This window comes from Clostridium sardiniense (genome assembly GCF_019753795.1).
GTDB classification, from domain to species: Bacteria; Bacillota; Clostridia; order Clostridiales; family Clostridiaceae; genus Clostridium; species Clostridium sardiniense.
In genome coordinates, this window is sequence record NZ_JAIKTU010000004.1 from 147015 (window position 1) to 159827 (window position 12813).

At 27.8% G+C, this 12813-nt stretch carries 12 protein-coding genes; 2 read left to right on the forward strand and 10 right to left on the reverse strand.

Features of this window, described 5'->3' with window-relative positions; genetic code table 11:
• Positions 1-204 precede the first annotated feature (204 nt).
• On the forward strand, positions 205-699 hold the full coding sequence (locus K5V21_RS05785; RefSeq protein ID WP_204594314.1) for a CarD family transcriptional regulator: 495 nt from the start codon (positions 205-207) through the stop codon (positions 697-699).
• Positions 700-830: 131 nt separating this feature from the next.
• On the opposite strand, the gene K5V21_RS05790 is transcribed toward K5V21_RS05785, so the two are convergent.
• The 10 genes from K5V21_RS05790 to K5V21_RS05835 form a co-directional block, all read right to left on the reverse strand.
• On the reverse strand, positions 831-1265 hold the full coding sequence (locus K5V21_RS05790; RefSeq protein ID WP_204594315.1) for a hypothetical protein: 435 nt from the start codon (positions 1263-1265) through the stop codon (positions 831-833).
• A gap of 214 nt (positions 1266-1479) precedes the next feature.
• A complete protein-coding gene (locus K5V21_RS05795) occupies positions 1480-1710 on the reverse strand; it encodes a TIGR04540 family protein (protein ID WP_204594316.1) in 231 nt (76 codons plus the stop codon).
• Between the two features lie 239 nt (positions 1711-1949).
• Complete coding sequence (locus tag K5V21_RS05800) at positions 1950-4874, reverse strand: polysaccharide lyase family 8 super-sandwich domain-containing protein (RefSeq protein WP_221859871.1); 2925 nt, start codon at positions 4872-4874, stop codon at positions 1950-1952.
• A 360-nt stretch (positions 4875-5234) separates the two neighbouring features.
• Complete coding sequence (locus K5V21_RS05805; protein WP_204594318.1) at positions 5235-6236, reverse strand: LacI family DNA-binding transcriptional regulator; 1002 nt, start codon at positions 6234-6236, stop codon at positions 5235-5237.
• Positions 6237-6354: 118 nt separating this feature from the next.
• Positions 6355-7260: a ribose ABC transporter substrate-binding protein RbsB gene (gene rbsB, locus K5V21_RS05810; protein ID WP_204594319.1), complete on the reverse strand. Its 906-nt coding sequence runs from the start codon at positions 7258-7260 to the stop codon at positions 6355-6357.
• 21 nt (positions 7261-7281) lie between these two features.
• A complete protein-coding gene (locus tag K5V21_RS05815) occupies positions 7282-8217 on the reverse strand; it encodes an ABC transporter permease (RefSeq protein ID WP_204594320.1) in 936 nt (311 codons plus the stop codon).
• A 42-nt stretch (positions 8218-8259) separates the two neighbouring features.
• Positions 8260-9762 (reverse strand): sugar ABC transporter ATP-binding protein, encoded by a 1503-nt coding sequence (locus tag K5V21_RS05820; RefSeq protein WP_221859872.1) that lies wholly within the window; start codon positions 9760-9762, stop codon positions 8260-8262.
• Between the two features lie 15 nt (positions 9763-9777).
• Positions 9778-10173, reverse strand: coding sequence for a D-ribose pyranase (rbsD, locus tag K5V21_RS05825; RefSeq protein ID WP_204594322.1), 396 nt, complete (start codon positions 10171-10173; stop codon positions 9778-9780).
• 5 nt (positions 10174-10178) lie between these two features.
• Positions 10179-11108: a ribokinase gene (gene rbsK, locus K5V21_RS05830; RefSeq protein WP_204594323.1), complete on the reverse strand. Its 930-nt coding sequence runs from the start codon at positions 11106-11108 to the stop codon at positions 10179-10181.
• A gap of 194 nt (positions 11109-11302) precedes the next feature.
• On the reverse strand, positions 11303-11722 hold the full coding sequence (locus K5V21_RS05835; protein WP_221859874.1) for a hypothetical protein: 420 nt from the start codon (positions 11720-11722) through the stop codon (positions 11303-11305).
• A 153-nt stretch (positions 11723-11875) separates the two neighbouring features.
• Here K5V21_RS05835 and K5V21_RS05840 point away from each other — a divergent pair, with 153 nt between their 5' ends.
• Positions 11876-12790 (forward strand): patatin-like phospholipase family protein, encoded by a 915-nt coding sequence (locus K5V21_RS05840; protein ID WP_221859876.1) that lies wholly within the window; start codon positions 11876-11878, stop codon positions 12788-12790.
• The last annotated feature ends 23 nt before the right edge of the window (positions 12791-12813 follow it).

Sequence of the window (12813 nt, forward strand, 5' to 3'; positions counted from 1 at the left end):
TCCATTATTATTTTTCACATAAAATCTATTATTAAGCTAACTAATATCAACCATTAATTTATAAATATAAATTAATTCTAAGCTAAATTTAGGAACTACATAAAATAATTGACATGCATATTCTAATATGATAAAATATTTGTTTCGTCAAAATACAACAAGTGTGTTATAATATTATTATAACTATTTTTGGAGGTGCTCTGTTTGTTTAATGTAGGAGATAAAATTGTTTATCCTAGCCAAGGTGTTGGTGTTATTGATGTTGTTGAAGAGAAGGAATTCTTAGGTAAGATGCAGAAATATTATAGAATTCATTTAGTTAATAACAACTTAAAACTTATGCTACCTGCTAATCGTTCAGAAGTTTGTAATTTAAGATTAATAAGCGAATCTAATGTCTTAGATAAGGCTCTTAATAATATTAATAAATTTTCTACTGAATTAGAAGAATTAAATAGCAGCAATTGTAAGGCAAGGTTACATGATAATACTATAAAATTTAAATTAGGTACTTTAAAGGATTATATTGAAATAATATCTAATCTTACTCAAGTTAGTAAAGATCATAATTTAAATACAAGTGAAAAACAAATGTTAACTAACACAAAAAAATTTTTAATTAATGAAATATGTTTAAGTAAAGAAATATCTAATACTGAAGCTACTACCCTATTAGATAATTCACTTTCTTTAATATAAGTTAAGTACATATAATTGAATATATTTTAAAGCAAAGAGAGGTATAATAGAACTTTATTTAAATTTATATCTCTTTTTTCATAAAATAAAAGATGTATGGAAAAATCCAATACATCTTTTATTTTATGATATTATTCAGCAGTTTCATCTACTGCAACCTCTTCTTCAGCTTTACTCATATCTGCTATAAATGAATTTAAATCCATAAATGAACTTTTTGCAAAGTCTAAAAATAAATCTTCATCAATTTCTTTAAATTCTCTACTATTAACAACAACTAAATCTCTCATTAAAAGATTAACATCTATCTTACCAACAACTTTAGCAATATTAGCTCCTGTTAAAACGCTTAATATTCCTTCACATTCATTTCTATTATTTATAATAGCATTATTTGATTTTGGTAATGTTTCTTTATAATCTAATGTAATGCCTTCATAAAACTCGCCATATTCATCATAAACTTCTAACGCAATATTGTTAGTGTCTAAATATCTTTCCATGACACAAGTTAAATTTAAACCATCCCATTGAATTTTTTTATTAAATATCTTTATAGTTGCCATACCTAATTCTACCTTCTTTCAAATATATATCTCTATCTTAAGTGGATTTAAAATAAATCTCTCTAACTTTAAAAGAAGTTAGCTCTACTCACTTAATTTTTTCCTGCTTGTTTATTATACATTAAAAAAGAAGATTTTAAAAATACTTTTCAAAACTTATGCTTTTATTAAATCATCTTCAATATGTATTAATCTTTAAAGCTATTTCTTTAAACTAATTATTTGCCATTATCTTATCTATTATATCTTTTCTTTCTTCACCTAATATATTAGATAACTTTACAGGCATATGTCCATCCTTATATACACTATTTCCATTAGCCTTAACAATTCTAACTATTTTTTCTTCTAGTTTTTCATAAGTGATAAGATCATCTAAATGTTGATCTATTAAGTCCTTTAAACATGTTGCTAATTCTTTTGGATTTTTGTAAACTGCTCTCATAATGTACTCCTTTGTATTAATTATTTTATCATCTATATAATAACATATTATATTATTATTTTATATTATTATTTAAATTGCTATAAAATCTGCAAAGATATTCATATTTTTTATTAATATCTCTATATAAATACTACCACATTTTCTTATATTTATTAAATGAATAAACTATTTAACCTGTAAAAATATTATAGAGAAAATGTGTAGGATTTTACCTACACATTCTTATTTATTAAATATTAAAGTTTATTCTTTCTCTTCTTTAAAAAATATAATCCACTTCCAAATAACCCTCCACCAGTTAATACTAATCCTAATGCTTCTGCCGTAAGACCAGTACTTGGAAGTTTATTTTCTGATGTATTATTTTTATCCTTCTCATCATTTTGTGGTTTGATTTCTTTTTCTAATACTTCTACCCCTAGAGTTTTCTCTTTTTTTCCACCTTTACTATCAGTAACAGAGAATACTACATTATACTTTCCAGGCTTATCTACCACTGAATTCTTATCAAGGGGTAGATTATTTTTCTCTATTAATATTTTATCAGTTATATCACCATCTTCTTTATCTTTTGCACTTAATTTATGAAGAGCTTTATCCCACTTATCGCCTTGATTTAATTTTATATCTTGTCCATATATCTCTGGTATTTCATTTAGGCTTTCTATATCAGGTTTGTTATTTCCATCTTTAAGTTTAACTACAAGTTCTGATGTAGTTCCTTTAGAATCTTTAACATCTACATCAAATGTAACCTTTCCATCTTTAAATTTAACATTTGATATTCTATCATCTTTAGAAACTATATTTCCTCCACTTTTATTTATTTCTATTGATATCTTATTACCTTCAAAGGTTGGATCTGACACAGAAATTGTTAGGTTTTTATTATCATCTTCCTTCATTATTACTGAAGCTTTCTTATTTGATGTTATATCTCCAGAGGTATTTTTTCCATCTACCCAGAAGTTTGCACCTTCAATATTTAGTCCAGTATGCTTAACTCCACTTGCTTTTTCATCATTTCTAAGTATTTTAATCTTAGAATCTTTTGAATACTTTTCTATTTCATCTTTTGACTTGTTTGGAAGCAGCACATAACTATATTCTTCATCTTTAATATTTTTACCATGATCTATATACATAGTTAGATAATTATTTGTTACCCCTTTATCTAAGGATGATGTTCCTGAATTTATATCTAGCCAATTTCCTTCTCTTCTATCTCTTAAAATATTTATATCTTCACCATCTGGGAAATAATATCCTATATCTGACCCTTCAGCATTTCCTTGAAGGTATGCCCACTTTGCATTTTTTATCTCTCCCTTATCACCTAGATTAGATACTTTCTCTTGTCCATCCACTATAAATTTATTTGTTCCGTCTTTTTTAATCTTTCTATTCTCTATTATTGTCTCTGTATCAAATTCATCTGGATTTGTTATTCCAGATCCTAAGCAAACTATCTCATTATCAAACATAAACCAAGCTTTATTTGCAGTTAATGAATCATTTTTATTGCTTATTTTCATACCTGCTACTCCATACTTACCTAACTTACTTCCACCTGACCAGCTTTCATTAGTAAGTTCATAATATACCTTATCTTGCTCTGTTGCACCTGGGTCAACCCCTGGAATTATTTCTTTATCTGCTCTCTTTTTACTATCAACTGTGGTTCCAGGCATTCTATATGGATCAACAGTTGGCCAAAAATCCTCTGAAAATTGTGTTAAATCATTATTATAAAGATATGTCATTCCATCTCCTTGGAACCAAGGTCTTAAATTTTCTTTATTCATAAATTCATATTTACTAATTCTATTTGAACTTCTTGAAATTGCTAAAGAATAATCACTTCTCTCATGAACAGTCTTGTCCATCATATTTAATGCATAATGATTTTCACCTTGTTTTGATGCTACAACATTATCATCTTTCATAATCTTATAAAATGTATTTATAGCATTTATAGATTTGAATCTACTTCCAGGGTCTATTACACTAGAAGACTCTTGTGCCCATTCTTTCACTAAACTCTGGATTCTTTGTGATGTTTCTTTATCTGAAATCATTGAAAGTTTAAGCATTCCCTCCATAATTCCTGCTGCTTGAATATATCCGTTATCTTTAGGTCTTGATATGGATCTTCCTCTTACCATATCCATAACATATCCTTTATAGATAATTGGATCAAAACTTTCAAATATCCATTTATATATGTTATTTTTGTTATCAGATTTAATACTCCATGGTGTATTTTCCAATAAGAACATTAAATTTGATACTTTATTTATTAAAACGTTACCATAAGAGCCAGTATAAGCCACTATGCCATGCTGCACATAGGAACCATCTGGATAAAATCCATCATCACTAGTTACATAATTAAATACACTTACTATATCCTCTGATGCCTCTTTTATTTTACTTGAATCCTTTTGATTAACTCCTTGTAATAATTTATTTAGACATACATCTGCTAAATTTGCTCCTGTATGATGCTTACTCCCTGGTTCTATACTTGGTAAGAACTTTTGTATTGCACTCATATATTTATCAACTTGTTCTTTTGATAAATCATCATACATTAATACAACTACATCATTTAGTCTAGCAGGTATACCAATCATCCAGTCCCACCAATTTCCATATTGTTCTATCTTGTCGTTATATGCGTTTTCATTAATCCACTCTAAGGCATATATTATTTTATCTCTAAGTTCTTCATTTTGATAGTAAGTATCATTTGGTAAGCTATAAGCCTTAGCCATAGATACTACGTTATTAAACATGGATGTTATTCTTGCTGGATTCTCCTTATAATCTTTATACTCTTCCCATAACCAGTCTTTTGACTTGTCTTCATTCATAGTTTGTAGAAATTTTTTTGTTTGATTTACATATCCGGTTATCTTTTTAGATATAACTGGATTATCTAAATCAATATCTTTACCTCCAGTTAAATCATCTTTCCACATAAGTCGTATCTTCTCAATAACCTGTTCCTCATCATTAACTTTACCTGCCGTTAATTCTGCTTTTTTAGGATTTAAAGTAGCTGCATTTACAGTATTACTAATTAAACTTGTTACAGAGATAGTAGAAATTAAAGCTGTAAGTATTAAAATCTTTATACTTTCTTTACTTTTTCTCATAAAAAATAATCTCCCCTTTATTTTATAATCTACCAAAGCTATCCAGCCTCTATTGTAAATATAATATACAGTAAACCGATTTGCAATATATATTTTTTAATTTTTTAATATATATTTAATTGTTTTTTTAAATTATATTAATTTTTTACTATAATTTATTTTTGAATATATAATTAACATATATTTACCTTGTGTTAATTTATATAAATATTTCATCGGTATAAAATAATAATTGAGGTGATTATTATGAAAAATGAAATTAAAATTGTTAGTGCCATAATTGATAATAAAGATCATAAGAAACTATATAACAATAAATACGTAAAATAAAAAACAGGTATTATAATATATACCTGTTTTTTATTTTACTGTACCTCTTTCTATTAGGTAAGGATCTAATTCTATTATCTTTTCCTCAATATCCTTTTTATCTATAAGTCTAAGAAGAAGTTTTATCCCTTCCTCTCCCATATTATATATAGGCTGTGCTACTGTTGTAAGCTCTGGCTCAATAAAATTACAGATATCAATATTATCAAATCCTAATATACTTATATCTTCTGGTATTTTATATCCGTTTCTAAGTAAGTATTTTATACCTCCAATAGCCATTACATCACTACTGTAGAATATTGCATCTATCTCCAGATCTTTTTCTATAAGACGCTTTGTTGCCTTAAATCCACCCTCTAATGAAAAATCATCCTCTATATTAAAATCTTTGTTATATATACCAAGTTCAATAACTTTTTCTATATAGGTCTTTAATCTAATATTAGCAGTACTATATTCTTTATTACCTCCAATAAAAGCTATATTTCTTTTTCCCTTATTATGTAGATAATCTAATCCTAGTCTTATACCTTTTTCATTATTACAAAAAACTCCATTAAATTTTTCAAAATCTTCTACAACTCTATCCACTATTACAAAGGGTATACCTTGATTTTCTAATATATCAAATGATTCACTCTTATCATCACTTGGAGCTATTATAAGTCCATCTATAGCTTTACTCATAAGTAGCTTAATATGTTCATTTTCTCTCCTCTTACTATTTAGTGTATTACATAATATTATGCTATATCCATTCTCTTCTGCTATTTTTTCAATGCCTTTAGCCATTTCACTGAAGAAGGGATTTTGTATATCTGGTACTATAACACCAATACTATAGGATCTTTTAGTTATTAAACTCTTAGCTAAATAATTTGGTACATAATTTAACTCTTTTGCAGCCTTAAATATTTTTTCTTTTGTCTCTTTTGATATATTGTTCTCTTTATTATTAAGTACCATTGATACTGTAGTCTTAGAAACATTAACAGCTTTTGCTATGTCTAATAAAGTCGTTTTTCTCATCTTTTTCCCCCATAAATTTATTATTTAAAATTATACCATATTTCTTTCCTTTAAATTTGTACATTGAGTAAATTAAAAGAGCCTAAAACTCTATTAATTTTTAGGCTCTTTATTTTCTTTAATTTGAATAAATCTTTAAATCTGCTGCAATATTATTGTCTACCTTTTCACCATTATAGATCTTAGCTGCAAGCTCTACTCCTAATTTACCAATTTCATCTGGTTGCTGTGCTATAGTTGCTTTCATTTCTCCCTTTTCTATAGCCTCTTTAGCATCTTCATTTCCATCGAATCCGATTACTATAGTGTTAAGTCCTGCTGCCTTTATTGCCTTTGCAGCTCCAAGAGCCATTTCATCATTATGTGCAAATACCACTTGAATATTTGGATCTCTTTGTATGATGTTTTCCATAACTTGAAGTCCCTTTTGTCTATCAAAATCTGCCGCTTGAATTGATATAAATTTAGCTTTGCTTTCTTTATCTAATATATTATGGAATCCTTGTCCTCTATCTCTTGTAGCTGATGCTCCTGGTATTCCTTGAATTTCTACTATATTTATATTATCTTTATCCTTAAATTGGTCTAATACAAACTTAGCTGCCATCTCTCCACCAGCAATATTATCTGATGCTATATGACTTGTAACAACTCCTCCATTCGCTTGTCTATCTAATGTTATTACTGGAACATTAGCTTTATTTGCTACCTCTATAGTTTTAACTACTGCATCACTATCTGTTGGATTTATAAGTAATGCTGTCACTCCAAGTTGTATTAAATCCTCTACATTTGCTCTCTCTTTTGCAGGATCATTTGTTGAGTCAAGTACAATTAATTCAAAACCTAATTTTTTAGCCTCAGCTTCTGCTCCTTCTTTCATTGAAACGAAAAATGGATTATTTAAAGTTGAAAGAACCATTCCAATTTTTTTAGGATTATCTTTTTTCATACATCCAGTTAATGAGCCTAGAGCTAATACTCCAATTAAAGCAAGAGCAATTACTCTCTTTTTTATTCTCATATTCTTTCCCTCCGTAATATCCTATTTCTTTCTGCTCTTTTTATCTAATAGGACTGCTATTAATATAACTAAACCTTTTACTATTGATTGATAGAAAGGTGATACATTCATTAAGTTTAATCCATTATTTAAAACTCCAATTATTAAAGCACCTATTATAGTTCCTGATATTTTACCTTCTCCGCCTGCTAATGAAGTTCCTCCAATTACTACTGCTGCTATTGCATCTAGCTCAAAACCTACCCCTGCATTAGGTGAAGCTGATCCTATTCTACTAGTTATAATTACACCAGCTATTGCTGATACAAAACCTGATACTACATAAGTTAATACCTTTATTTTATCTGTGTTTATTCCTGATAATTTAGCTGATTCCTCATTGCCACCTAAAGCGTATAAATATCTTCCGAATCTAGTTTGTGATAATATATAAATTGAAATTGCTGCTATTACTATAGTTATAATTACTGGAACTGGTATGAAACCAAGCTTCGCATTACCTATCTTTAAGAAACTTTCAGGTAATTTAGATATTGGAGTACCATTTGTAAATACTAAAGTTGCACCTCTAAATATTGTCATAGTTGCAAGTGTTACTATGAATGCTTGTAATTTACCTTTAGCTATTAGTATACCGTTTACAAGACCTATAGCGATACCTACAACAGCTGCAACTATTATTGCTAAGAATATATTATTTGTTGATTTAATAATTGAAGCTCCAAGTGCTCCACTAATTGCAAGAGTTGATCCAACTGATAAATCAATTCCACCTGTTAAGATAACAAAAGTCATACCTACTGCTATAATTGCATTAACTGAAACTTGTGTAAATACATTAGTTATATTTGCTACAGTTAAAAAGCTTGGAGTTACAAAAGTTATTATTATACATAATAGTACTAGTCCAATTAAGGATTTATATTTATCTAAGTATTCTTTGTAGTTTTCTTTCATAGTTTAAAACTCCTCTCATTTGTAAAAATTAATATTTAATAATTAATTTATTCCAACCGCTAATTTCATTATTTTTTCTTGTGTAGCTTCTTCTCTTGAAACTTCACCAGTTATCTTTCCTTCACTCATAACCATTATTCTATCACTTATTCCAAGTACTTCTGGCATATCAGAAGAAATTATAATTATGGCTTTTCCACTTTCTTTAAGTTCATTTAATAATTCATATATTTCTTTTTTTGCACCAACATCAATACCTTTAGTTGGTTCATCTATTATTAAAACTTCTGGATGTAACATAAGCCATTTTGCTAAAATAACTTTTTGTTGATTACCTCCACTTAAATTTTTCATAAGTTGCTGTGGATTTGGTGTCTTTATTCTTATTTTCTTTATGTATTCATTTACATCAGACATCTCACCTTTTTTATTTAATGCACCAAATTTATTCTCATAACTTGTAAGATTTGAAATTGTCATATTATCAGCAACAGATAAGCTAAGTACACAACCTTCTTTTTTTCTATCTTCTGAAAGATAACATATACCATTTTTAATAGCTTCTTGTACACTTCCGCCTGATAGTTCTGTGCCATTTATCTTAACTGTTCCAGAAGTCTTCTTATAAGCTCCAAATATAGTTTTTGCAAGCTCAGTTCTTCCAGATCCCATAAGTCCTGCAATTCCTAGAATTTCTCCTTCTTTAACTTCAAAGTTTGCATTATTTACTCCAGCTTTAGAACATAAATTTTTAACTTCTAATATGGCTTTTCCCTTTTTAGTTTCTCTGTATGGAAATTGATCTTCTATCTTTCTTCCAACCATCATAGTTATAAGCTTATCATTATCAATATCTTTAACTAATGCATTTCCTGCATACTTTCCATCTCTTAAAACTTCCACTCTATCACATATTGCAAAAATCTCTTCCATTCTGTGTGATATATATATGATAGCTATACCTTTTTTCTTTAAGCTATCTATTACTTTAAATAATTGCTTTGTTTCAACATCAGTAAGTGCTGTTGTTGGTTCATCCATTATTATAACTGCTGCATTTTTTGTAAGAGCCTTTGCAATTTCAATCATTTGCTTTTCTCCTACATTTAAATTAGATGCAAGCTCATTTGGATCTACATTACAACCAATTTGTTCTAAGAACATTTTGCTTCTCTCTGCAAGAAGTTTTTTATTTATTTTTCTAGTTCCCTTATTAACTTTTTCATTACCTAAAAATATATTTTCGCAAACAGTTAAATTATTAATTACACTAAGCTCTTGGTGTATTATTGTAACTCCAAGTTCTTCCGCTGCCTTTATTCCTTTAATATTTACTTCTTCTCCTTGGATAAATATCTTACCTTCATCCTTTTGATATACACCACTTAATATTTTCATAAGAGTTGATTTCCCTGCACCATTTTCTCCCATTAGTGCAGTAACTTCTCCTCCATATGCTGTTATATCTACATTGTCTAATGCTTTAACTCCAGGGAATGATTTACTCACTCCCTCCATCCTTAGCATTGGTTTTTTTGAATCCATATAAATTCCTCCTTATTAAAAGACAACTCCTGACTTTAAAATTATATTTGCATAAGGTGTTTGTTCTCCTGTTCTTATAACCGCTCTACAATTTTTAAGTTCTTCTTTTAAACCTTCATGGCTTATAAATGTTATTTTAACATCTCCAATTTCCTTCTTTATTTCTAAGAAAAGCTCTGGACTTACTTCTTCAGTTTCCGTTGCTATGATTACTTCTTCTATTTGCAATTCTAGAAGAACTGATTTTAATGTATCCATAAATGTTGGTAGGTTCTTAATTAATGCTAAATCTATTCTTTTTACATTCATAGGTATAGGCAATCCACAATCTCCTATTGCTAATGAATCAGTATGTCCCATTTGTGATATAACTGTTCCTATCTCACTATTTAATAATTTTGTCTTTCTCATAAGTTTTACTCCTCTCCATAAATCTCAATAACTTCTACAAGTCTTGCTATTGAAGGTTGTGCACCTTCTCTTTGTACTGTTATTGAAGAAACTTTATTTCCAAACTTAACTGCTTTTAATAAATTCTCAAAATTCAAATTTTCTATATTAAGCTTTGAACTTAATCCACCAATAAAACTATCTCCTGCTGCTGTAGTATCTACTGCATTAACTTTAAATGCTGGTACTACTTGTCCATTTTCTTTGTTTATAACAGCAGCTCCCTTTGATCCTAAAGTTATAATTACAAACTTTACACCCTTATCTAATAGTTCCTTTGATGCTATTTTTGCAGTTTCTAAATCATTTACCTCTACTCCTGTTAAAAGTTCAGCTTCTGTTTCATTTGGAATTATTATATCTGTATATTTTAATAATTCATCATCTATCTTTTTAGCTGGTGCTGGATTTAAAATAGTTATTTTATTATTTTCTTTTGCTATTTTAAATGCTTCTAATGTAATTTCTTCTGGTGTTTCAAATTGAGATATCAAAATATCACTATTTTTTATTACTTCCTTTGATTTATCTATTTCACTTTTATTTAAAGTCATATTTGATCCTGATATAACAGTTATTGAATTATTTCCTCTATTGTTTACTGTTATCATAGCCATTCCTGTTGGCTCATTCTTATCCTCAAATACTAAGCTTGTATCTATTCCTTCTTCATCTAATAAAGTCTTTAAGATTTGTCCATTATCATCTCTACCAATCTTTCCAATCATAGAAACTATATTTCCACATCTTTTTGCTGCAACTGCTTGGTTAGCACCTTTTCCACCTGCAATCTTTTCGAAAGATTTTGAAAGGATTGTCTCACCTTCCTTTGGCATCTCATTAACTTTTATAACTAAATCCATATTTATACTTCCAAGTACGCAAACTTTATTCATTTAACTCACCTTCCTACTAAATCGTTTCACTAAATCGATTAACTATATAATAATATATTTGTAAACGTTTTTCAACATATTTTTTAAAATTTTTCAAATTATTTTTATAAGATTTTACTAATGAACATTATTTTTTATTTTTATATAAAATAAAATTGCCGTATACATAAGTATACGGCTCATTTTTTAAATCCCTATTTTCTTTTTACTGGTAATAATCTTTTTATTACTAATATAGCCCAATCATCTTCAGGATTTTCTTTCCATTCAAAATCTACAAGAAGCTTTTTAAGCCAAGCATTTAATCCATTGCTTTCTTTTGATGCATTTGGATATTGTCTTCCGTAAACTTCTTTAATATCTTCAAGAAGTTTCTTTTGATCCTCTTCTTTAATTTCTTTATCAATTTCATTTAATATCATTTCACGGCACTTATCAAAAGCTTTTGCATCATTTGCATAAAGCATATCTGCCATAAATTGTCTCTCTCTATTTAACTCTTCTCTAACTTCTTTAATTTCATCTTCATTTGATAAATATTTTAAAGCTACTTTAAGTGCTTCTATTTCTTTATCAAGTTTTTTAATTTTTCTCTCTAATTGAAAATTTTCCATTTAATATTCTCACTTTTCTTGTTTTATTTTATTTAGTTATATTTTTCTTATAACAATTATTTTATTATATCATTAATTCTTATTTTCTCAAATAATCACATAATTAATTCTTATTAAATATCTTATCTATATAATTTAATTTAGGAGAATTTTATGTGCGCATTTAGAATTGTTTCATTTGATGGTGGTGGCATTCGTGGAGCATTATCAGCTAGAATCTTTAAAAGACTTTGTGATAGATATCCAGATATATTGAATAAAACTGACCTTTATGCTGGTGTTTCTACAGGATCATTAATAGCTTTATTATTAGCTTCAGGTAAAGATGGTGATTATGTTGATAATCTATATAATTACGATAATATAAAAAACATATTTACTCCAAATCATTTAAATATTTTTAGACCTAAATATAGTAACAAAAGATTAAAAAATACAATAAATTCAGTTTTTGATGAAAATTATAAATTAAAAGATTTAGATAAGTATGTCTTTATTCCATCTTTTAATGTACTTGGCCTAGACTCTAAAAGCTGGGAACCTGTATTTTTTAATAATATATCAAAAGATAATAGATTATCAAACTATTCTGTTATAGATGTAGCTTTATCTAGTTCTGCTGCTCCAACATATTTCCCATCTCATAATGGTTTTATAGACGGAGCTGTTGTAACTAATATGCCAACTGCAACTGCTTTAATACAAATTTTAAAATTATATAAGTCTAAGTTAGATTTTTCTGATTTTAGAATTCTATCTATAGGTACAGGAATAACTCCCTGTAGTATAAAAAGAGATACTTCAAAATGGGGAATTGCACAATGGGCTTATAATCCATTTCTAAAGGCCAAAAAGCCTTTAGTTTCAATTTTACTTAATGATACTATTCCTTTGGAGGATATGTATTGCACTGAACTTCTTAAAAATAATTTTTTTAGAATAAATCCAATTTTAGAGAATGAGATTGAAATGGATGATTATAAGAAAGTAAATGAAATGAAAAAGCTAGCTAGTAGCCTTGATTTAACAAAAGCTTATAAATATATTGAAAATTACTTCTTAAAGTAAAATATAAGGTCATCCTAAATTAG